Source organism: Streptomyces sp. NRRL S-350, assembly GCF_000719705.1.
Classification (GTDB): Bacteria; Actinomycetota; Actinomycetes; order Streptomycetales; family Streptomycetaceae; genus Kitasatospora.
On record NZ_JOHO01000057.1, the window covers coordinates 1 to 21,953 of the forward strand.

Annotated in this window: 16 protein-coding genes, 1 tRNA gene and 1 pseudogene; 14 read left to right on the forward strand and 4 right to left on the reverse strand. The window is 70.9% G+C overall.

What is annotated here, in order from left to right; genetic code table 11:
• Positions 1-198: pseudogene (locus IF30_RS42335) on the forward strand (hypothetical protein); the annotation flags it as partial.
• A gap of 100 nt (positions 199-298) precedes the next feature.
• Here the strand turns inward: IF30_RS42335 and IF30_RS44125 are convergent.
• Positions 299-1,198, reverse strand: coding sequence for a HEAT repeat domain-containing protein (locus IF30_RS44125; RefSeq protein WP_051711713.1), 900 nt, complete (start codon positions 1,196-1,198; stop codon positions 299-301).
• 72 nt (positions 1,199-1,270) lie between these two features.
• On the reverse strand, positions 1,271-4,015 hold the full coding sequence (gene polA / locus IF30_RS0132745; RefSeq protein ID WP_030245269.1) for a DNA polymerase I: 2,745 nt from the start codon (positions 4,013-4,015) through the stop codon (positions 1,271-1,273).
• Positions 4,016-4,332: 317 nt separating this feature from the next.
• Between polA and IF30_RS0132750 the strand changes: the two genes are divergently transcribed.
• From IF30_RS0132750 to IF30_RS0132775, 6 genes are all read left to right on the forward strand, one after another.
• Positions 4,333-4,821 carry a PaaI family thioesterase gene (locus IF30_RS0132750; RefSeq protein ID WP_051711715.1) on the forward strand — a complete coding sequence of 163 codons (489 nt, stop codon included), beginning with the start codon at positions 4,333-4,335 and terminating at the stop codon, positions 4,819-4,821.
• 636 nt (positions 4,822-5,457) lie between these two features.
• Complete coding sequence (locus IF30_RS0132755; protein ID WP_030245274.1) at positions 5,458-6,690, forward strand: branched-chain amino acid ABC transporter substrate-binding protein; 1,233 nt, start codon at positions 5,458-5,460, stop codon at positions 6,688-6,690.
• A 130-nt stretch (positions 6,691-6,820) separates the two neighbouring features.
• Entirely contained in the window at positions 6,821-7,750 is a 930-nt protein-coding gene (locus tag IF30_RS0132760; RefSeq protein ID WP_030245276.1) for a branched-chain amino acid ABC transporter permease, read from the forward strand.
• A 5-nt stretch (positions 7,751-7,755) separates the two neighbouring features.
• Positions 7,756-9,687, forward strand: coding sequence for a branched-chain amino acid ABC transporter permease (locus tag IF30_RS0132765; RefSeq protein ID WP_051711722.1), 1,932 nt, complete (start codon positions 7,756-7,758; stop codon positions 9,685-9,687).
• A gap of 8 nt (positions 9,688-9,695) precedes the next feature.
• Positions 9,696-10,532, forward strand: a complete 837-nt coding sequence (locus IF30_RS0132770) for an ABC transporter ATP-binding protein (RefSeq protein ID WP_051711723.1) — start codon at positions 9,696-9,698, stop codon at positions 10,530-10,532.
• Positions 10,529-11,245 (forward strand): ABC transporter ATP-binding protein, encoded by a 717-nt coding sequence (locus IF30_RS0132775; RefSeq protein ID WP_030245282.1) that lies wholly within the window; start codon positions 10,529-10,531, stop codon positions 11,243-11,245. Before IF30_RS0132770 ends, IF30_RS0132775 begins: the two co-directional genes overlap by 4 nt.
• Before the next feature lie 72 nt (positions 11,246-11,317).
• Here IF30_RS0132775 and IF30_RS0132780 read toward each other — a convergent pair whose 3' ends face one another.
• Positions 11,318-11,974, reverse strand: a complete 657-nt coding sequence (locus tag IF30_RS0132780; RefSeq protein WP_037901914.1) for an ANTAR domain-containing response regulator — start codon at positions 11,972-11,974, stop codon at positions 11,318-11,320.
• 96 nt (positions 11,975-12,070) lie between these two features.
• On the opposite strand from IF30_RS0132780, the gene IF30_RS0132785 reads away from it, so the two are divergent.
• A tRNA-Leu gene (locus tag IF30_RS0132785) sits at positions 12,071-12,145 on the forward strand.
• A 378-nt stretch (positions 12,146-12,523) separates the two neighbouring features.
• On the opposite strand, the gene pyk is transcribed toward IF30_RS0132785, so the two are convergent.
• A complete protein-coding gene (gene pyk / locus IF30_RS0132790) occupies positions 12,524-13,954 on the reverse strand; it encodes a pyruvate kinase (RefSeq protein ID WP_030245285.1) in 1,431 nt (476 codons plus the stop codon).
• A gap of 370 nt (positions 13,955-14,324) precedes the next feature.
• On the opposite strand from pyk, the gene IF30_RS0132795 reads away from it, so the two are divergent.
• The 6 genes from IF30_RS0132795 (at position 14,325) to IF30_RS0132820 (ending at position 21,922) form a co-directional block, all read left to right on the forward strand.
• Positions 14,325-15,407: a substrate-binding domain-containing protein gene (locus IF30_RS0132795; RefSeq protein WP_037901916.1), complete on the forward strand. Its 1,083-nt coding sequence runs from the start codon at positions 14,325-14,327 to the stop codon at positions 15,405-15,407.
• Positions 15,404-17,056 carry a VWA domain-containing protein gene (locus tag IF30_RS0132800; RefSeq protein ID WP_199807969.1) on the forward strand — a complete coding sequence of 551 codons (1,653 nt, stop codon included), beginning with the start codon at positions 15,404-15,406 and terminating at the stop codon, positions 17,054-17,056. Before IF30_RS0132795 ends, IF30_RS0132800 begins: the two co-directional genes overlap by 4 nt.
• Complete coding sequence (locus tag IF30_RS48210) at positions 17,043-17,636, forward strand: hypothetical protein (protein ID WP_158835652.1); 594 nt, start codon at positions 17,043-17,045, stop codon at positions 17,634-17,636. The genes IF30_RS0132800 and IF30_RS48210 overlap by 14 nt, the downstream gene beginning before the upstream one ends.
• Before the next feature lie 244 nt (positions 17,637-17,880).
• Positions 17,881-19,716: a bifunctional metallophosphatase/5'-nucleotidase gene (locus IF30_RS0132810; RefSeq protein ID WP_030245294.1), complete on the forward strand. Its 1,836-nt coding sequence runs from the start codon at positions 17,881-17,883 to the stop codon at positions 19,714-19,716.
• Positions 19,717-20,011: 295 nt separating this feature from the next.
• Positions 20,012-20,938, forward strand: coding sequence for an NADP-dependent oxidoreductase (locus IF30_RS0132815; protein ID WP_030245296.1), 927 nt, complete (start codon positions 20,012-20,014; stop codon positions 20,936-20,938).
• A 39-nt stretch (positions 20,939-20,977) separates the two neighbouring features.
• Positions 20,978-21,922, forward strand: a complete 945-nt coding sequence (locus IF30_RS0132820) for an AraC family transcriptional regulator (RefSeq protein WP_030245299.1) — start codon at positions 20,978-20,980, stop codon at positions 21,920-21,922.
• Positions 21,923-21,953: the final 31 nt, after the last annotated feature.

Consider the following 21,953-nt stretch of genomic DNA (forward strand, 5'->3'; position numbering starts at 1 on the left):
ACCACCGGCAACCTCACCGCCGCCTACCTCTCCCTCACCGCCGCCCACCCCATGCCCCGCACCGGCAACCCCACCCGCTACTGGACCGCCCTCGTCGCCACCGGAGAACTCCTCGCCACCGCACCCCACCCCGACACCCGCATCACCTACGCCCTCACCACCTGCCGCGAGCGCGCGGCCCACGCCACCACCCCGTGAGCGCAGGAAGTCGGCCCCGCCGACTTCCTGCTCATTCCCCGCCCCACGGCCGGTGAACGACGCTGGTGGGCGGCGGCATCCGGGTGGCGTGGTCACGGGGTCAGCGCGGTTCCGGATCCGGGTCCGCGCTCCTGGGCGCCGGGGTGGAACACGCGGTGATCGCCTCGTCGAGTGTCCACGTCCTCGCGTCGTCGCCGGGCGTCTCCCGCTGCTTCAGCCGGCGCAATGCGGGAAGCAGCTCCGGTGCGGCGGACTCGAACGCGGCCTCGATGAGGATGTCGGCCGGGTCGCGGGCTTCCAGCGCCGCTCCCAACGCCGCCAGCATGCGCCGGTCACCACGCCGGGCCAGGCCGAGAAACGCCTCCCCGGCCGTGTCCGCGTGGGCGTCGCCGACCCGCTCCAAGAGGGCGCCTCGGATCTGCTCGCAGTCGCCCGTCGACTCCAGCCCGAGGCCGAAGGTCGCCCAGTCGCGGACGAAATCCGACCGGTCGCGGCTGAGCCGGACCAGCGCGGCGACGGCCTCCGGGCAGGCGGGCTCTCCGGCGACCGACGGCAGCGTGAACGCCACCGCCTGGCGCACGTCCTCGTCGTGGTGCCCCGCCTGCGCCAGCACCGCGGGAAGGCTTCGGGGGTCGGCGAGATGACTCAAGGCCGCGACCGCCGAAGCGACCACGCGGGACCGCCCGTCGGCGCAGGCCTCCATGACGACCGGCAGGATCTCCTCCGAGAACGGGCGACCGGCATCGGACCCAAGCCGCCCCAGAACGTCCAGGGCGATCACCCGCTCGCGCACGTCCCCGGCGCGCGCCAGTTCGCGCGCGGCCTCGAACGCCGACCGATCCGTGCGGAGGTGGAACTCGCCGATGACGTGCCAACGGTCGTGTCCGTCCAGGTCCAGGAGCGCCGCGGCGCGCAGGACGTCGAGATCGTCATCATCGGCCATGCGCTCCAGCGTAGACAGACCGCCCACGTGCCGCTCGGATTTGTCGCGCCCGACCACCGCTGCCCCACCGGCCGCACGGAACGGGCCCGGACGCTCCTGCGTCCGGGCCCGCCGTGAACCGCACGTGCGTCAGTGCGCGGCAGCCTCCCAGTTGGCGCCGACGCCGACGGAGACGTCCAGCGGAGCGCGCAGCGGGTAGGCACCCGCCATCTGCTCGCGGACGATCGTCTCGACCCGCTCGCGCTCGCCCGGGGCCAGCTCCAGCACGATTTCGTCGTGCACCTGGAGCAGCATCCGGGAGGTGAGCCCGGCCGCGCGCAGCGCGTCGTCCACCCGGAGCATGGCGATCTTGACGATGTCGGCGGCCGAACCCTGGATCGGGGCGTTGAGCGCCATCCGCTCGGCCATCTCGCGGCGCTGGCGGTTGTCGCTGTTGAGGTCCGGCAGGTAGCGGCGGCGGCCGAGCAGGGTCTGGGTGTAACCCGTGGCGCGGGCTTCGTCCACGACGCGGCGCAGGTAGTCGCGCACGCCGCCGAAGCGCTCGAAGTAGGTGTCCATGAGGCCCTGTGCCTCAGCGGGCTTGATGCCGAGCTGCTGGGAGAGCCCGTACGCGGACAGGCCGTACGCCAGGCCGTAGGACATCGCCTTGATCTTGCGCCGCATCTCGGCGTCGACCGCGTCGCCGGGGACTTCGAAGACCTGGGAGGCGACGGTGGTGTGCAGGTCCTCGCCGGTCGCGAAGGCCTCGATCAGTGCCTCGTCCTCGGAGAGGTGGGCCATGATGCGCAGTTCGATCTGGGAGTAGTCGGCGGTGAGCAGCGACTCGTAGCCCTCGCCGACGATGAAGGCGCGGCGGATGGCGCGGCCCTCCTCGGTGCGGACCGGGATGTTCTGCAGGTTAGGGTCCTGCGAGGAGAGCCGGCCGGTGGCGGCGACCATCTGGTTGAAGGTGGTGTGGATGCGCCCCTGCGGCGAGACGGTCTTGAGCAGGCCTTCGACGGTGGTGCGCAGCTTGGCCTGGTCGCGGTGGCGCAGCAGGATGACCGGCAGTTCGTTGGCGGTCTGGGTGGCCAGCCAGGTGAGCGCGTCGGCGTCGGTGGTGTAGCCGGTCTTGATCTTCTTGGTCTTGGGCAGGGCGAGTTCGCCGAAGAGGATCTCCTGGAGCTGCTTGGGCGAGCCGAGGTTGAACTCGTGCCCGGCGGCGGCGTGCGCCTCCTCGACGCAGCGCTGGATCTCGGCGGCGAACTGCGTCTCCAGCGTGGTGAGCCAGGGGCGGTCGGCGGCGATGCCGTAGCGCTCCATGCGGGCGAGCAGGGCGGCGATGGGCAGTTCCATGTCGCGCAGCAGCTCGGTGGCGCCGACCTCGGCGAGTCGGGAGTCGAACAGCTCGGCGAGGTCGAGCACGGCGCGGGCCTGGAGCATCAGGGCCTGGGCGCGGGCCGCCTCGGCGTCGATGCCGTCGCCGTCCTCCGGGGCGTCGAAGGCGAGTTGGCCGGTCTCCGCGACGGGGGCAGGGGTGAGGGAGCGGGCCAGGTACTCCTCGGCGAGCACGTCGAGGGTGAAGGTGCGGCGGCCGGGCTTCTCCAGGTAGGCGGCGAGCGCGGTGTCGGCGACGACGCCCCGGACCGTCCAGCCGCGCTCGGCGAAGGCGCGCATGACCTGCTTGGCGATGTGCAGGGCCTTGGGGGCGGCGGCGTCGGCGAGCCAGCCGGCGAAGGCCCGCTCGTCCTCCTCGGCGAGCAGCGCCGGGTCGAACCAGGCCGCCGACTCCCCTGCGGCCAGCGCCACTTCGGTGACCTCGCCGGCGCCGAGCGCCCACTGGTAGACGGCGGCCAGCGCGACCGTGGTCTTGGCGTCGGAGGCGTGTTCGCGCAGCCAGGCGGTCAGCGTGCCCGGGTCGGTGAGCAGTTCGCCGTCCACCTCGACGCCGGGGGCGAGTTCGACGGCCTCCTCCTCGGCGGCGGCCGGGTCGATGCCGAAGACGCGGTCGCGGAAGTTGGCGTTGCGGAACTCCAGCGACTCCATCAGGGTGCCGACGGCGGCCCGGTCGAACGGGGCGCGGGCGAGGTCGGCGACACCGAGCGGGAGTTCGACGTCGCGGACCAGCTCGGTGAGCACCCGGTTGCGCTTGACCGAGTCGAGGTGGTCGCGCAGCTTCTCGCCGATCTTGCCCTTCACCTCGTCGGCGCGGGAGACGAGTTCGTCGAAGGAGCCGAACTGGTTGACCCACTTGGCGGCGGTCTTCTCACCGACGCCGGGGATGCCGGGCAGGTTGTCGGACGGGTCGCCGCGCAGCGCGGCGAGGTCCGGGTACTGGCGCGGGGTGACGCCGTACTTCTCGGTGACCTTCGCCGGGGTGAAGCGGGTGAGCTCGGAGACGCCCTTGGTCGGGTAGAGGACGGTGACGTGGTCGGTGACCAGTTGGAGGGAGTCGCGGTCGCCGGTGACGATGTCGACGTCGTAGCCGGCCGCCTCGGCGGCGGTGGCGAGGGTGGCGATGATGTCGTCGGCCTCGAAGCCCTCGACGGTCAGCCGGGGGACGTTCATCGCGTCGAGGAGTTCGCCGATCAGGCCGACCTGGCTGCGGAACTCGTCCGGCGTCTTGGCGCGGTTGGCCTTGTAGTCGGGGAACTCGACGGAGCGGAACGTCTGCCGGGAGAGGTCGAAGGCGACCGCGAGGTGGGTGGGCTGCTCGTCGCGGACGGTGTTGGCGAGCATCGACGCGAAGCCGTAGACCGCGTTGGTGGGCTGGCCGGTGGAGGTGTTGAAGTTCTCCACGGGCAGGGCGTAGAAGGCCCGGTAGGCCATCGAGTGCCCGTCGAGCAGCATCAGCCGGGGTCGCGGGCCGGCCCCGCCGGCACCCGTCGCGCCCATGTCCGTACTCTGCGTAGCCACGTCAACGTCCGTTCCTGCCGATTCCACTACCGGTCACCGATCCTATGGCCCGGCACCGACAAAAGGGGCACGGCGCCGGGGTGCCGACCGGCCCGGTGCCGGGGTGCCGACCGGCCCGGCGACGACGGCCGCGACCCGCCCCCGGGGGCCCGCCGGTCCGCCTCCGGGGCCGACCGGACCGCCACACCGGCCCGCCCACCGCCGCCCGCCGCGCACTACCGCCGAGTAGGGCGGTCGTACGATCACAGGCAGCAGAGCAGCAGGACCCGTGATCCCCGAGCGGCAGGAGTTCCCCCATGGCCGATGCGGCCCCCGACACCGCCCCCGACACCGCCCCAGCCCCCACCCCCGTCCTCAAGGTCCCGCAGGAGGTGCTGGACCACTTCGCCAAGCTCGGCGTGGACCCGGAGACCTTCTCCGGCGGCCACCTCGGCGAGAAGCTCGGCATGCGGATCGTCGAGGCCTCCGGCGACCGCGTGGTCGGCACCATGCCGGTGGAGGGCAACCAGCAGCCGTACGGCCTGCTGCACGGCGGCGCGTCGGCGGCGCTGGCCGAGACGCTGGGCTCGATCGGCGCGATGCTGCACGCCGGACCGGGCCGGTACGCGGTCGGCGTCGACCTCAACGCCACCCACCACCGCTCGGCGACCTCCGGGCTGGTCACCGGCGTGGCGACGGCCGTCTTCAAGGGCCGCACCGCCGCGACGTACGAGATCGCGATCACCGACGACACCGGCAGGCGGATCACCAGCTGCCGGTTGACCTGCATGCTGCGCGATCTCTAACGGGCCGACGGCTGTCGAGAGTTCAGCCGATCGGCCGTCAAATCCCTTTTCCGCCCCCTTGTTTGACGACCCCGCCCCCTGGGCAGGCGTTGATCGGGACAAGGGGGCGTTCGCATGCCCGCGCACGGCCGACGGACTCGGCTCCCGTCACGCCGCCCGCCGCACCGCTCGTCTCCGGTCGTCCTGGCGACCGGGACCTCGCCCGTAACGCTGCGTAATCCGCCGGAAATTCGAGCACAGGCCGACTCCCGGGGCTTCCAGCCGCCGTGAGCCGCTTCGCCGCGCCCTGGTCGTCCGCAATTCGGACGGTCGAGGTCGAAACCCGGGAATCGGACACGGCTGTCCGATTATCGACGATGCCAGCTGCAACCTGCATTTCTGGCCCTTACATCGTCCTACCAGCGGGTAAACGCCCGCCGACGACGGATCGATCGGACCGAAACGACCACATGCTGAGACAACTGCTCCGTGTGCTCATAACAAGAGAATCACAGCCTGCCCACACCACTGCCCGAGCTGCCCAACGGCATCTAGAGTCACGGCCAGTCACCGCGCCATTCGACTGGGCCCAGCCCTCCGCGCACTGCGGCTCCCGCCACTCCGGCGCGGGCGCATCCTGAACCGAAGGGGACCCTTGTGCGTCATCGTTCAGCAGCTGTCGTGAGCATTGCCGTGATCGCCGCCCTCAGCCTCAGCGCCTGCGGCTCACGCGGTGACAAGAAGTCCGGCGACGGAGGCGGCAGCGGCGGCGGCTCCACCGTCACCATCGGCATCGACGCCCCGCTCACCGGCGACCTCTCCGCCATCGGCATCGGCATCCGCAACTCCGTCGAACTCGCCGTCAAGAAGGCCAACGAGACCAACGAGGTCCCCGGCGTCAAGTTCCAGATCAAGGCCCTGGACGACACCGCCAAGCCCGGCCCCGGCCAGCAGAACGCCACCCAGCTCGTCGGCGACAAGAGCGTCGTCGGCGTCGTCGGCCCGCTCAACTCCAGCGTCGCCCAGTCGATGCAGCAGATCTTCGCCGACGCCAACCTCGTCGAGATCTCCCCCGCCAACACCGGCGTCGCCCTCAGCCAGGGCGAGAAGTGGGTCACCGGCGAGAAGAAGCGCCCCTTCAAGACCTACTTCCGCACCGCCACCACCGACGCCGTGCAGGGCCCGTTCGCCGCCCAGTTCCTCGCCAAGGACGCCAAGAAGTCCAAGGTCTTCCTCATCGACGACCAGAAGACCTACGGCGCCGGCCTCGCGGCCACCTTCAAGGCCGAGTTCACCAAGCAGGGCGGCAGCATCGTCGGCGAGGAGCACGTCAACCCCGACGACCGCGACTTCGCCGCCATCGTCACCAAGGTCAAGACCTCCGGCGCCGAAGCCGTCTACTACGGCGGCGAGTACCCCGCCGCCGGCCCGCTCTCCCTCCAGCTCAAGGACGCCGGCGTCAACATCCCGCTGATGGGCGGCGACGGCATGCAGAGCGCCGACTTCATCAAGCTCAACCCCAAGAGCGCCGGCGACTTCGCCACCGCCGTCGGCGGCCCCGTCGAACAGCTCCCCACCGCCGCCAAGTTCATCGCCGACTACAAGGCCGCCGGCTACAAGGACCCCTACGAGACCTACGGCGGCTACTCCTACGACAGCAGCTGGGCCATCATCCAGGCCGTCAAGTCCGTCGTCACCGCGAACAACGGCAAGCTCCCCGCCGACCCCCGCGCCGCCGTCGTCGACGCCGTCCAGAAGGTCTCCTTCGACGGCGTGACCGGCAAGGTCTCCTTCGACGAGTTCGGTGACACCACCAACAAGCAGCTCACCGTCTACACCGTCAAGGACGGCAAGTGGGACGTGGAGAAGACCGGCACCTTCAGCGGCTGACACCGGGTCACCACCGCCGAACCGGCTCCACCTCACCACCACAGCGCGCGGGGGCGCCACGAGTGCCCCCGCGCGCCCCCACATCCACCACCCACGCGGACACCCCCGAACGCACTACGGAGGCCCAGCGGTGCACGACCTACCGCAGCAGCTGGCCAACGGCCTGATCCTCGGCGCCCTCTACGGACTCGTCGCGATCGGCTACACGATGGTCTACGGCATCGTCCAGCTCATCAACTTCGCCCACGGCGAGATCGTCATGGTCGGCGGCTTCGGCGCCCTGACCGCCTACCTCGCCCTCCCCGGCGGCACCACCCTCTGGCTGGCCCTACCGCTGATGCTGATCGCCGGCGTCCTGGTCTCCACCCTCACCGCCGTCGCCGCCGAGCGGTTCGCCTACCGCCCCCTGCGCAACGCCCCCCGGCTCGCGCCGCTGATCACCGCGATCGGGCTGTCCATCCTCCTCCAGCAACTCGTCTTCTCCTTCTACCCCGACGCCAAGAAGGCCCGCGTCTTCCCCAAGATCCCCGGCGACCCCTTCAGCCTCGGCTCCGTCACCATCCAGCGCAGCGACCTCTTCCTCATCATCGCCGCCCCGCTCTGCATGCTCGCCCTCGGCTGGTTCGTCACCCGCACCCGCTCCGGCCGCGCCATGCAAGCCACCAGCCAGGACCCGGACACCGCCAAGCTGATGGGCATCGACACCGACCGCATCATCGTCATGGCCTTCGCCATCGGCGCCGCGTTCGCCGCCGTCGCCGCCGTCGCCTACGGCCTGCGCAGCGGCCAGGTCGACTTCCGGATGGGCTTCATCCTCGGCCTCAAGGCCTTCACCGCCGCCGTCCTCGGCGGCATCGGCAACATCTACGGCGCCATGCTCGGCGGCCTCGCCCTCGGCCTCGCCGAAGCCCTCGCCACCGGCTACATCCAGCACCTCCCCGGCATGCACCTCTTCGGCGGCGGTGCCTGGAAGGACGTCTGGGCCTTCGTACTCCTCATCCTCGTGCTCCTCGTCCGGCCCCAAGGCCTGCTCGGCGAGCGCGTCGCGGACAGGGCGTGACCACCATGACCACCACCAGCACCGAAACGACCCCGGTCATCGCCCTCCCGGCCCGCGCAGCCACCGCCCTCACCGGCCTCGGCGCACTCACCACCGCCGCCTCCGCCGCCATGTCCTGGACCTGGACCTCCGACTACCCCGGCGACCTCACCTACTACGGCTCCCCCGCCGGCCTCCAGTGGCTCGCCCTCGCCGCCGGCATCCTCACCCTCCTCCTCCTGCTCGCCACCCAGGGCGTCCCCGGCCTGCGCTGGGCCGCCCCCGCCGGCAGCAACAACGCCGTCCTCCTCGCCGCCACCGGCGCCCTCGCCGTCAGCGTCTACTCCGTCGCTTCGATCTCCACCGAACTCGGCGGCCTCGCCAACCTCGAACCCGGCGGCTGGGTCCTCGCCGCCGGCGGCCTCATCACCATCCTCGGCGCCCTCGGCCTCCCCCTCGACCGCCGCACCGCCGTCCCCCTGCGGATCGTCGACAAGCGCCTCTTCCTGCTCGTCCCCGCCGCCCCCCTGGCCTGGTTCGGCGCCCACGCCATCCCCGACGACAAGCCCGTCGCGCCCGTCATGACCGCCCTCGCCGGCGGCCTGGCCATCGCCACCGGCGCCGTCCTCCTCCTCCAGCTCGGCCACCTCGCCAACACCTGGCTGCGCCTGGGCCGGATCGACCGCCCGCTGCCCGCACCCCGGCACCTCCCCTCCTGGGTCGAGGTCCTGATCATCGTCGGCGCCTTCGGACTCGGCCTCTTCGCGATCACCTTCGGCATCGACACCGAGTACGGCGAACTCTTCACCGGCTGCCTGCTGTTCACCGCCCTGGCCGTCGCCGCCCTCACCAAGTCCGGCCTGATCGGCCGCCTGCGCGCACTGACCGTCAAGCACCGCCCCGTCACCACCGGCGCCGCCTTCGCCGCGGCCGCCAGCTTCCCCTTCACCCAGAACAGCGACCAGTACACCTCGGTCGCCACCAACATCCTGATCTTCGCCACCGTCGCCCTCGGCCTCAACATCGTCGTCGGCCTGGCCGGCCTGCTCGACCTCGGGTACGTCGCCTTCCTCGGCGTCGGCGCCTACGCCGCCGCCCTGGTCTCCGGCTCCCCCGCCTCGCCCATCCACGTCCAGTTCCCGTTCTGGGCCGCGATGCTCACCGGCGCCGCCGTCTCCATGGTCTTCGGCGTCCTCATCGGCGCCCCCACCCTGCGGCTGCGCGGCGACTACCTCGCCATCGTCACCCTCGGCTTCGGCGAGATCTTCCGCATCACCATGCTCAACCTCAACGGCACCACCGGCCCCAAGGTCACCAACGGCTCCAACGGCATCCCCCGGATCCCCGACCTGCAGATCCTCGGCTTCGACCTCGGCAAGCCCCACACCGTCGCCGGCATCGAACTCGGCCGCTTCTCCAACTACTACCTGCTGATGCTCCTGGTCACCGCCCTGGTCGTGCTGATCTTCGCCCGGGTCGGCAACTCCCGCATCGGCCGCGCCTGGGTCGCCATCCGCGAGGACGAGACCGCCGCCGAAGCCATGGGCATCAACGGCTTCCGCCTCAAGCTCCTCGCCTTCGCCCTCGGCGCCTGCCTCGCCGGCCTCGCCGGCACCGTCCAGGCCCACGTCAGCTACACCGTCACCCCCGACCAGTACACCTTCGCCGAAGCCCTCCCCCCCAACTCCGCCTTCCTGCTCGCCGCCGTCATCCTCGGCGGCATGGGCACCATCAGCGGCCCGCTGGCCGGCGCCACACTCCTCTTCCTCATCCCGAAGAAGCTCGAATTCCTCGCCGACTACCAGCTCCTCGCCTTCGGCGCCGCCCTCATCATCCTGATGCGCGTACGCCCCGAGGGCCTCATCCCCAACCGTCGCCGCCAACTGGAGTTCCACGAGGCCGCCATCCCGGCCCAACCCACCGGCGAGCCGACCGCACTCACCAAGGCAGGGGCGTGACCGACCCGATGACCACCACCGCCAAGCCCCTGCTCGAAGTCACCGGCGTCACCATGCGCTTCGGCGGCCTCACCGCCGTCAACGACGTCTCCCTCACCGTCCGCGAAGGCGAGATCATCGGCCTCATCGGCCCCAACGGCGCCGGCAAGACCACCTTCTTCAACTGCCTCACCGGCCTGTACGTCCCCACCGAAGGCGCCGTCCGCTTCCGCGACGTCGTCCTGCCCCCCAAGCCCCACCTCGTCACCCAGGCCGGCATCGCCCGCACCTTCCAGAACATCCGGCTCTTCGCCAACATGACCGTCCTCGAGAACGTCCTCGTCGGCCGGCACACCCGCACCAAGGAAGGCATCTTCGCCGCCATCCTCCGCGGCCCCCGCTACCACCGCGCCGAAGCCGAAAGCCGCGAGAAGGCCATGGAACTCCTGGAGTTCACCGGCCTCGCCGCCAAGGCCGACCACCTCGCCCGCAACCTCCCCTACGGCGAACAACGCAAACTGGAGATCGCCCGCGCCCTCGCCTCCGACCCCGGCCTCCTGCTCCTCGACGAACCCACCGCCGGCATGAACCCCCAGGAGACCCGCGCCGCCGAGGAACTCGTCTTCGCCATCCGCGACAAGGGCATCTCCATCCTCGTCATCGAGCACGACATGCGCTTCATCTTCAACCTCTGCGACCGCACCGCCGTGCTCGTCCAAGGCCAGAAGATCGTCGAAGGCGACCGCGAGACCGTCCAGAACGACGAACGCGTCATCACCGCGTACCTCGGCGCCCCGCTCGAAGACACCACCCCGGCCGCCCCGCAGAACGTCGCGCCGGAGAACGTTACGGAGACCGACCAGTGACCGCACTCCTCGAGGTCGAGGACCTCCGCGTCGCCTACGGCAAGATCGAAGCCGTCAAGGGCATCAGCTTCACCGTCGAACAGGGCGAGGTCACCACCCTCATCGGCACCAACGGCGCCGGCAAGACCACCACCCTGCGCACCCTGTCCGGCCTCCTCAAGCCCACCGCCGGACGCATCACCTTCGACGGCCAGGACCTCTCCACCGTCCCCGCCCACAAGATCGTCGCCCTCGGCCTCGCCCACTCCCCCGAAGGCCGGCACATCTTCCCCCGCATGACCATCGAGGAGAACCTCCTCCTCGGCGCCTTCCTGCGCACCGACACCGCCGGCATCGCAGCCGACGTCGAACGGGCCTACAGCCTGTTCCCCATCCTCGGCGAACGGCGCAAGCAGGCCGCGGGCACCCTCTCCGGCGGCGAACAGCAGATGCTCGCCATGGGTCGGGCCCTGATGTGCCAGCCCAAACTCCTCATGCTGGACGAGCCCTCCATGGGCCTCTCGCCCCTCATGATGCAGAAGATCATGGCCACCATCATCGAACTGAAGGCGTCCGGCACGACCATCCTCCTGGTCGAACAGAACGCCCAGGCCGCGCTGTCACTGTCCGACCGGGGCTACGTCATGGAAACCGGCCGCATCGCCCTCTCCGGAACCGGCGCCGACCTCCTCCACGACGAGTCCGTCCGCAAGGCCTACCTCGGCGAGGACTGACCCCACCACACGCGACGAAGGGCCCGGCAGACGTCGATCCGCCGGGCCCTCTCGCCCATCCGCTCACCCGGACTACTCGGCCGAGCCCTCGTCCGCCTTCTTGCGGTCCTGGGCCTCGCCCTCCTCGATGACCGCCTCGGCCACCGCGGCCATCGTCATCCGCCGGTCCATCGACGTCTTCTGGATCCACCGGAACGCGGCAGGCTCGTTCAGCCCGAACTTGGTCTGCAGCACACCCTTCGCCCGGTCCACCAGCTTCCGGGTCTCCAGCCGCTGGGTGAGATCCCCGATCTCCTTCTCCAACGCCCGCATCTCGGTGTGCCGCGACACCGCCATCTCGATCGCCGGCACCAGATCCGCCTTCGAGAACGGCTTGACGATGTACGCCATCGCCCCGGCGTCCCGAGCCCGGTCCACCAGCTCCCGCTGCGAGAACGCCGTCAGCATCAGCACCGGCGCCAGGTGCTTCTCGTGGATCTGCTCGGCCGCGGACAGCCCGTCCAGCACCGGCATCTTCACGTCGAAGATCGCGAGGTCCGGCTTCAGCTCCTCCACGAGCCTCACCGCCGTCTCCCCGTCCCCCGCCTCGCCGACGACGGTGTAACCCTCCTCCTCCAGCATCTCCTTCAGATCGAGGCGGATCAGCGCCTCGTCCTCGGCGATCACGATCCGGGTGATCTGGGGCGTATCGGTCTCAAGCGGCTGTGCCTGCTCGTCGGCGGTGCTCACGGGGCTCCTAGTTCCGGCGGGGTACTGCATGCACGAGGGTACCTAGACACGGTATGTTTGAGACACGACGGCAAGGCATTGGCCTTCAAATCGTAGGCCCCGATAGCCCAATTGGCATGAGGCAATGGTCTCAAACACCATACAGTGTGGGTTCGAATCCCACTCGGGGCACTTTCCTTCCAATCGAAGGATCTCGCCAGTCGGAAGCGGCTGGTGATCTCCGTCGGTTCGAGTGAAGTTTCGGCCGTTCGTCGGACACGCCCGAAATCTTCGTACACGCTCGTTCGCGTGTACGAGTCCTCCGTTCGCGAGCAAGCCGTCCCAACTGGACGACCAAGACCGTCCGGGGCGAGGTCCGCCGCTACGAGTACCCGCGCTACTTCTTCACCGATACCTCGGCCGACATCATCAGCCTCTTCACCGCCACCCTCGACGCCGTCGGTGTCCAGTGGAAGGCCGTCTCCGCTCCAAAGGCGCCACGAACGTCTCCATTACCCCCAAGTACTGACGGCGGCGCGGCCGCCCGAAGGGCCGCGCCGCCGGGGAACGTCAGGCGTCCAACGTCCCCACGTGGTGGACGCGGACGAGGTTGGTGGAGCCGGCGAGGCCCGGGGGCGATCCGGCGGTGATGATGACGATGTCGCCCTTCTGGCAGCGGCCGAGGGACAGCAGCGCCGCGTCGACCTGTTCGACCATCTGGTCGGTCGTCTGGGCGAACGGGCCGAGGAAGGTCTCCACGCCCCAGGTGAGGGCGAGTTGGCTGCGCACCGGCGGCTCGTAGGTGAAGGCGAGGACCGGGATGGGTGAGCGGTAGCGGGTCAACCGGCGGGCGGTGTCGCCGGATTGGGTGAAGGCGATCAGGTACTTGGCGTGCAGGAAGTCGCCGATCTCGGCGGCCGCGCGGGCGACGGCGCCGCCCTGGGTCCGCGGCTTGCTGCCGGTGGTCAGCGGGGGCAGGCCGGCGGCCAGGATGTCGTTCTCGGCGGCTTCGATGATCCGGCCCATGGTCTTGACCGTCTCGACCGGGTACTTGCCGACGGAGGTCTCGCCGGAGAGCATCACCGCGTCCGTGCCGTCGAGCACCGCGTTGGCGACGTCGGAGGCCTCGGCGCGGGTGGGGCGGGAGGCGTTGATCATCGAGTCGAGCATCTGGGTGGCGACGATGACCGGCTTGGCGTTGCGCCGGGCGAGCTTGATGGCGCGCTTCTGGACGAGCGGGACCTGTTCGAGGGGCATCTCCACGCCCAGGTCGCCTCGGGCCACCATGATGCCGTCGAAGGCGTCGACGACGGATTCGAGGTTGTCGACCGCCTGCGGCTTCTCGATCTTGGCGATGACCGGGACGTACCGGCCTTCTTCGGCCATGATCCGGTGGACGTCCTCGATGTCGCGTCCGCTGCGGACGAAGGAGAGCGCGATCAGGTCGGCTCCGGTGCGCAGCGCCCATCGCAGGTCGGCGACGTCCTTGTCGCTGAGTGCGGGGACGGAGACGGCGACGCCGGGGAGGTTGAGGCCCTTGTGGTCGGAGATGAGGCCGCCTTCGATGACGAGGCAGCGTACGCGGGGTCCGTCGACTTCGATGACCTCCAGGGTGACCCGGCCGTCGTCGACGAGGATGCGTTCGCCGCGGCTGACGTCGGCGGCGAGTCCGGGGTAGGTGGTTCCGCAGGTGTCCTTGTCCCCGACGACGCCGTTGTCGGTGGAGATGGTGAACTCGTCGCCGCGTTCGAGTAGTACGGGCCCGTGGGCGAAGGTGTCGAGTCGGATCTTCGGGCCTTGGAGGTCGGCGAGGATGCCGACGCTGCGGCCGGTCTCGTCGGCGGCCTTGCGGACGCGGCGGTAGCGTTCTTCGTGTTCGGCGTGGGTGCCGTGGCTGAGGTTGAATCGGGCGATGTCCATCCCGGCGTCGACCAGGGATTTGATCTGGTCGTACGAGTCGGTGGCGGGCCCGAGGGTGCAGACGATTTTTGCTCGGCGCATAGTGCTGAGACTAGGCATTACCGGCGCGTAACCTCGACGCGGGTCCGTTCTGCGGGATGACCTTTGGCGTAAGGGGAGTTGAACAATCTGACCCGCCCTCGGACCGGTGTGCGAGCGTCGCTTTCCGCGCCGGTCCTGGCACCTGCCTTGGGGGTCCGCCGGTCGCCGCCCTCCGGGTCGTCCGCCGATGCGATTCCGTGAAGGGCTGTTCACCCCCGGTTCACCGGAGCTTCCGTTGCCGCTCCCCGCCCGGCGGGACGCTCGTCACCCCCGGGTGACGGCCCGGCCGTTCCGGGCAACCACCCGGACGACGTAGACGACGTGGGCGACGTCGTGTGGTGAAGTCGCCTGCGAGGGGGAGGCGTTCGGCATGAAACGCGCTCTGGGGGTGGTGGCGGCCCTGGCTCTGCTGGGCGGGGTGGTCTATGCGCTGATCCCCGACGACAAGGGGCCCGAGGTGGTCACGGTCACCGGCCTGATCGGGTCGGAGAAGCGCGACTTCTTCGACAACCCGGACGTCAAGGCGGAGTTGAGGAAGCGGGGCCTGGAGGTCCGGGCGGATTCGACCGGTTCCTGGACGATGAGCGAGCAGGCGAAGAGCACCAAGGGGCTGGATTTCGCCTTCCCGGCGAGCGCCGCGCCGGCCCGGGAGATCCAGCGCAACTGGGAGCTGCAGGACTCGCCGCTGGTGCCGTTCTACTCCCCGCTGGTGATCGTGACGCACGAGTCGACGGCGTTGGTCCTGAAGCAGAACCAGTTGGCGGACGTGGACGCCAAGGGTGTCTGGACGTTCCGGATGGACCGGTACGTGGAGGGGCTGAGGAGCGGCCTGAAGTGGAAGGACCTCCAGGGCGCGGCTGCGCACCCGGAGTTGGCGGGCGCGCTGTACGTGTCCACCACGGACCCGGAGAGTTCGTCCTCGGGTGCGATGTACCTGGCGCTGCTGGCGTACATCGCGAACGGGAGCCAGGTGGTGTCGGACGACGCGGGGGTCGGTGCCGTCCGGGACGTGCTGGCCGCGTCGAACCGGTTGCAGGGCATGCAGAAGATCAGCAGTGACGAGCCGTTCCGGGACTTCTTCGCGGGGGTGGGGAACATGGTCTTCGCGTACGAGTCGCAGGCCGCCGCGCTGCCGCTGCAGGGCAGGTCGACGGGGGACATGGTGGTGATGTACCCGGACACCACGGTCCAGTCGGACCACACCCTGGTGGCCCGGACGGACAACGGCCGCAAGTTGGCCGACCTGCTGGAGAACGACGCGGTGCTGCGCGCGTTGGAGGCGCGCTTCGGCCTGCGCCCGCAGGCCGACCAGGAGGCCTTCTGGAGCCTGGTGAAGGACAAGAAGCCGTCCTTCGCGCACGACCTGCGCAACGCCGGGTTCAAGCAGGCGACGCTGCCCTCGCTGGACAACCTGCTGAAGCTGACCAACGCGGCGAAGGGGAGCCCGAAGTGAGCGTCCTGACGAAGCGCCGGAGCCCACTGGTCGCCGCTCTGGCGGCCGTGCTCGTGGCGGTGACCGCCTGCGCCTCGGGTGGCGGCCGCTCCGGCCCGAAGCCCACGGATCCGCCCGCCGAGACGGCCCGGCCGGGGGTACTGCGCGTCCTGGCCGGCAGTGAACTCCAGGATCTGGCACCGATTTTGGAGGACGCCCGGAAGGCCACCGGCGTGACGGTGCAGTTCGCCTGGACGGGCACCTTGGACGGCGCGGACACGGTGTCGGCGGGCCGGGCGGACGGCAGGTACGACGCCGTGTGGTTCCCGTCCGACCAGTACCTGCGGCTGGATCCGGTCGGGAAGTCCAAGGTGCTCTCCGAGACCCCGGTGATGGTCTCGCCGGTGGCGATCGGGGTGCGTTCCTCGACCCTCGCCGACCTGGGCTGGGGCGACGGCTCGAAGGTCACCTGGGCGCAGGTCGGCGATGCCGCCGCGGCCGGCAGGCTGACGTACGGGATGGCCGATCCCTCGCGTTCCAACTCCGGGTTCTCCACCCTGGTGGCGGTCGCCTCGGCGTTCTCCAAGGCGGACGCGGCGCTGTCGGAGGCGGACGTCCTGAAGGCGACGCCGCAGCTGAAGCAGTTCTTCACCGGCCAGAAGCTGACTTCCGGGTCCTCGGGCTGGTTGGCGCAGGCGTACACCCGTGCGGAGTCGGGCCTGGTGGGTGCGCTGGTGAACTACGAGTCGGTGCTGCTGTCGCTGAACAGGACGTTGCCGGCGCAGCAGCAGTTGACGGTGGTGCGCCCGCTGGACGGCGTGGTGTCGGCGGACTATCCGCTGTCGCTGCTGTCCTCCGCCGCGCCGGACCAGCGCGACGCCTTCCAGCGGCTGACCTCGTACCTGCTCAAGGAGGAGGTGCAGAAGCGCATCTCCGAGGTGACGCTGCGCCGCCCGGCGACGGCGGGTGTGGCGCCGGCCGCGGGGCTGTCTACGGACCGCCGGCCGGAGTTGCCGTTCCCGGGCACCCGGGCCGTCGCGGACGGCCTGTTGGCCTCGTACCAGAACGAGCTGCGCCGCCCGTCCCGGACGGTGTACGTGCTGGACACCTCGGGTTCGATGGAGGGTTCGCGGATCGCGGCGCTGAAGAACGCGCTGGGGCGGTTGACCGGGGCGGACGACACCCGCGGGGTGCGCCGCTTCCGGGACCGCGAGGAGGTCACCCTGCTCTCGTTCGCGTCCTCGGTGAAGTGGGCGAGGACGCACGTGGTGCCGCCGTCCGGGGGTCAGCCGGGCCCGCAGGCGGAGTTGGCGGCGATCGACGCGGACGTGCAGTCGCTGTCGGCGACGGGCGGGACGGCGCTGTACGACTCGTTGGAGGAGGCGTACCGGGTGATCGAGCGCCAGCAGGCGGCGGCGAAGGACGACCGGTTCACCTCGATCGTGCTGATGACCGACGGGGAGAGCAACGCCGGTGCGTCGGACGCCGACTTCAAGCGCTTCCACGATGCGCTCCCGGCGTGGGAGAAGGCGGTCCCGGTGTTCCCGATCAAGTTCGGGGAGGCGGCGGTGAACCAGTTGCAGGGGGTCGCGGATCTGAGCGGCGGCAAGCTGTTCGACGGTTCGGGCTCGCTGGACGGGGCGTTCGAGGAGATCCGTGGCTACCAGTGACGGGCCCTGGCGGCGGGTGTTGCGGTACCTGGAGTCGGCCCGGAACCTGGTGGGCTGTACGGGCGGCGCGATCGGTCTGGGGCTGCACTTCGCCGGGCTGGGCGGGGCGTGGTGGCCGGGCGTGGTGGCGGGGTTGTACGGGGTGGGCGCGCTGCTGACGCCCGGCCCGGCCGGCCCGGCGTCCGGGGTGTCCGGGGTGTCCCGGGCGTCGGGGCAGCCGCAGGGCGCCGGGCCGGTGTTCCCGCCGGAGCCGGAACCGGAGCCCGAGCCGGAGCCCGAGCCCGAGCCCGTGGGGAGACCGGCGCCGCCGCCCGAGCCCGATCCGGAGCTGGAGGCGCTGGCCGCCTATCTGGCCGCCGTGCCCCTGCCGCCGGGCGCCGGGGTGGACGGCCTGCTGGCGGCGCTGCGCGCGGCCGGGCCCGGCCCGGTGGCGGAGCTGATCGTCCGGCACCGGCTGCCGGTGGCGGTGGCGGGCTACCTGCGGGCGCGGACGTGGCGCCCGTGGGCGGGCCCGGACGCGCCGGATCCGGCGGTTGAGCTGGGTCGCGAGGTGGCGGGGCTCGGCGCCGAGCTGGCCTGAGCCCGGGGCGGCCGGGCGGCCGGTCGGCCGTCCCCGCTCACCCCGTCCCCGCCCGACTCCGTCACGAACGAGTCGCCAAGATCTCACCTCTTGGACAGGTCCGGGGGCTATTCAGCGACCCCGCCCGCACGGCACACTTCTACGCGCGTCCTTCTACGCGCGTCGACGCCGAGGCGCACACTCACAGTTCCAGAACACCAGTTGACGGCCCATCTGCCGTCGTTCCCACCCGGGAGAGTCGTCCATGCCCCTGAACCGCCGTGACTTCGTCACCCGGTCCGCCGCCACCGCCGCCGGTGCCGCCCTGGTGAGCGGCGCCGCCGTCGCCGCCGCCCCCTCCGCCGCGGCCGCCGAGCCGGACACGGCGGCCGCCTCGGGCCGGCAGCGCAAGCCGCGCAAGCAGGCCTTCACCGTCATGGGCACCACCGACCTGCACGGCCGGGTGCTCGACTGGGACTACTTCACCGACGCCCAGTACGTCGACAAGGCGCACAACGCGGTCGGCCTCGCCAAGATCTCCACCCTGGCCAACCAGGTGCGCGAGGAGAAGGGCTGGGACCGCTGTCTGCTGATCGACTCCGGCGACATCATCCAGGGCACGCAGCTGACCTACTACTACGCCCGGATCGAGCCGATCGCCACCGACGGCGACACGGTGCCGGACCACCCGATGGCCGTCGCCATGAACCTCATGGAGTACGACGCCGCCGCGCTCGGCAACCACGAGTTCAACTACGGCATCCCGACCGTCAAGGCCTTCGAGGACCAGCTGGAGTTCCCGCTGCTGGGCGCCAACGCGCTGCACGCGAAGAACGAGAAGCCGGCCTTCCCGCCGTACGTGATCAAGGAGCTGCACCTGGGCGAGGGCAAGCCGCTCAAGGTCGGCATCCTCGGCCTCACCAACCCGGGCATCGCGATCTGGGACAAGGCAAACGTCAGCGGCAAGATGGTCTTCCCGGGCATCGTGGAGACCGCCGCCAAGTACGTGCCGCGGATGAAGGCGGCCGGCGCGGACGTCATCGTGGTCTCGGCGCACTCCGGCATCGACGAGCAGACCACCTACGGCGACCAGCTGCCCTGGCCCGAGGACGCCTCGGGCGAGATGGCGGAGACCGTCCCGGACATCGACGCGGTGCTGGTGGGCCACACCCACAAGGAGGTCCCGCAGCGCCTGATCGTCAACAAGAAGACCGGCAAGACGGTCGTGCTGTCCGAGCCGCTGTGCTGGGGCCAGCGGCTGAGCTGCTTCGACTTCGAGGTCGAGTTCGCCGACGGCGCCTGGAAGGTCACCTCGGTCTCCTCGCGGGTGCTGAACTCCAACACCGTGCCGGAGAACCCGGAGATCACCAACGCGATCACCGAGCAGCACAAGAAGGTCGTCGCGTACGTCAACCAGAACATCGGCACCAGCAAGATCGAGCTGTCGATCGCCGAGTCCCGCTTCAAGGCCACCCCGATCATCGACCTGATCGGCAGGGTCCAGGCCGACGCGGTCAGGACGGCGCTGGCGGGCGGTCAGTACGCGAACCTGCCGGTGCTGGCCCAGGCCGCCCCGTTCAACCGCACCGCCCTGATCCCGTCCGGCCAGGTCAAGCTGCGCGACGCCGCCGGCCTGTACATCTACGAGAACACCCTGGAGGCCCGCATCCTGACGGGCGCCCAGCTCAAGGACTACCTGGAGTTCTCGGCGAAGTACTACAACCAGCTCGCCCCGGGCGCCCCGGTCGACAAGGACGCCCTGACCGGCGCCGAGACCACCCCGGACTACAACTACGACTCGGTCTACGGCCTGAGCTACGACATCGACATCTCGCAGCCGAAGGGCGGGCGGATCGTCAACCTGTCCTTCCAGGGGAAGCCGATCGACCCGGCCGCCCAGTTCGTCCTCGCGGTCAACAACTACCGCGCCAACGGCGGCGGCAACTTCCCGCACGTGGCCGGCGCCAAGCTGGTCTGGTCGAACTCCGACGAGATCCGCAACACCATGATCGCCTGGGTGAAGGCCAAGGGTGTCATCGACCCCGCCGACTTCTTCACCGACTCCTGGCGCCTGGTCCGCGCCGGCCAGCCGGTCTTCTGACCGGCGCCCCCTCTCCACGAGGCGCCGCCGGGCCCGTCCGCCCGGCGGCGCCTCGCCGTGTCCGCGCGCGGTGGAACCACGACGCCGGACGGGTCCGGGCCCGCCACCGACCCCCGACCCCGACCCGACCCCGCCTCCGCCTCCGCCGTCCCAGCCGAACCACTCATCCGTCGAGACGATCGGACATCTGGAGAAGACTGAAGGATATTCATCCGCTCGCCTGCTCTCCCTATCGTTGAGGCATCACGAACGGCCCCACGGGGGGCCGGTGTTACCGGACAGGGGAGTGAGCGCGATGCGTGCAGTGGTGCAGCGGGAGTTCGGCGGGCCGGAGGTCCTGGAGGTCGCCGAGGTCGAGCGCCCGGAGCTGCTGAGCGGCGAGGTGCTGGTGCGGGTGAAGGCCGCCGGGGTGAACCCGGTGGACGTGGCGGTGCGGGCCGGCTGGTTCCCGCTGCTGGGCGAGCCGCCGTTCACGCTGGGCTGGGACGTCTCCGGGGTGGTCGAGGAGGCCGCGCCCGGCGCCCGGTACCGGGTGGGCGAGGAGGTGTACGGGATGCCGTTCTTCCCCCGCGCCGCGGGCGGATACGCCGAGTACGTGGCCTCGCCGTCCCGCCAGCTGGCCCGCAAGCCCGCCTCGATCGACCACGTGGCCGCCGCCGCGCTGCCGCTGGCCGCGCTGACCGCCTGGCAGGGCCTGGTGGACGCGGCGCGGATCGGCGAGGGGCAGCGGGTGCTGATCCACCGGGCGGCGGGCGGCGTCGGCCACCTCGCCGTGCAGATCGCCAAGGCCCGTGGGGCGTACGTGATCGCGCTGGCGAGCGAGCCCAAGCACGCGTTCCTGAAGGAGCTCGGCGCCGACGAGGTCGTCGACTACCGCACCACCGACTACACCCAGGCCGTCAAGGACGTCGACGTCGTCTTCGACTCCTCGTCCGAAGGCACCCGCGCGCTGGAGGTGCTGAAGCCCGGCGGCGTGCTGGTGAGCATCATGGAGCACCGGGACCAGGACCTCGCCGCCGCGGTCGAGGCCGCCGGCCGCCGCTTCGCGGGCATCTCCGTCGAGCCCGACTACGCGGCGCTGGAGGCGATCGCGGCCCTGGTGGACGAGGGCCTGGTCCGCCCGCACGTCGAGCGGGCCTTCCCGCTGGCCGAGGCGGGCGCGGCCCACGAACTGGTGGGCTCCGGTACCGTCCAGGGCAAGGTCGTCCTCACCGTCGACTGAACCGGACCGCACGCGGGGAGACAGGAGAGGGGCGGGGAGTTGGACATCCTGACCGAAGCGCTGGGCTCGATGCGGACGGCGTACCCGTCCTCCGTCCGCACCGAGGGGCGCGCCCCCTGGGCCCTGCGCCTGCCCCCGGTGCTCGGCGCCGGCTTCCACGTGGTGCTGTACGGCACCTGCTGGCTGCTTCCGCTGGGTGCGGGGGACGGCGCCGAGCGGCACGAGCCGGTGCCGCTCAGCCCGGGTGACATCGTCTTCCTGCGGGACGGCGGCGGCCACGTCCTGGCCGACCACCCGGACACCCCGCCGGTGGACTCGCACGCCTGCCGGGTGAACGACGCCTCGCCGATCGGCACCCTGGCCGTCGGCGGCGACGGCGCCCGCACCAGCCTGCTGTGCGGCAACTACCACCTGGACCAGGGGCGCCCGCACCCGGTGGTCCGCCAGCTGCCGGCCCTGATCCACCTGCCGACCAGGCACGGCCGCCACCCCGAGCTTGCCGCCGCCGTCCAGCTGTTGGGCACGGAGCTGGAGAACCCGCGGATCGGCTCGGCCGGGATCGTCCCGGCCCTGATCGACTCGCTGCTGCTGTACATCCTGCGGGCCTGGTTCGAGGACCAGCCGGCGGAGACGACCGCCGGCTGGGCGGCGGCGCTGCGGGACAGCGCGGTCGCCCCCGCCCTGACGGCGATCCACGAGGCGCCGGCCACCCCGTGGACGGTGGAGTCGCTGGCGGAGCGGGCGGGCCTGTCCCGGGCCGCCTTCGCCCGCCGCTTCACCTCGATGGTGGGCGAGCCGCCGATGGCGTACCTGACCCGCTGGCGGATGACCACGGCGGCCCGGCTGCTGCGCGAGTCGGAGGCGCCGCTGACCGCGGTCGCGGCGCGGACCGGCTACGGCTCGGAGTACGCCTTCGCGAAGGCGTTCAAGCGGGAGTTCGGCCAGGCCCCCGGCGGCTACCGCCGGGAGACCCGCACCGCGTGACCCGCACACCCCGGGCTAGCACGCCCCGGTG

What these genes read in the sequence shown, in the direction of transcription:
- IF30_RS0132810 (WP_030245294.1), top strand. Translation starts at nt 17,881, where the DNA reads ATGCCCCTGAACCGCCGTGACTTCGTCACCCGGTCCGCCGCCACCGCC.
- pyk (WP_030245285.1), bottom strand. Translation starts at nt 13,954, where the DNA reads ATGCGCCGAGCAAAAATCGTCTGCACCCTCGGGCCCGCCACCGACTCG.
- IF30_RS0132765 (WP_051711722.1), top strand. Translation starts at nt 7,756, where the DNA reads ATGACCACCACCAGCACCGAAACGACCCCGGTCATCGCCCTCCCGGCC.
- IF30_RS0132815 (WP_030245296.1), top strand. Translation starts at nt 20,012, where the DNA reads ATGCGTGCAGTGGTGCAGCGGGAGTTCGGCGGGCCGGAGGTCCTGGAG.
- IF30_RS0132770 (WP_051711723.1), top strand. Translation starts at nt 9,696, where the DNA reads ATGACCACCACCGCCAAGCCCCTGCTCGAAGTCACCGGCGTCACCATG.
- polA (WP_030245269.1), bottom strand. Translation starts at nt 4,015, where the DNA reads ATGGGCGCGACGGGTGCCGGCGGGGCCGGCCCGCGACCCCGGCTGATG.
- IF30_RS0132750 (WP_051711715.1), top strand. Translation starts at nt 4,333, where the DNA reads ATGGCCGATGCGGCCCCCGACACCGCCCCCGACACCGCCCCAGCCCCC.
- IF30_RS0132795 (WP_037901916.1), top strand. Translation starts at nt 14,325, where the DNA reads ATGAAACGCGCTCTGGGGGTGGTGGCGGCCCTGGCTCTGCTGGGCGGG.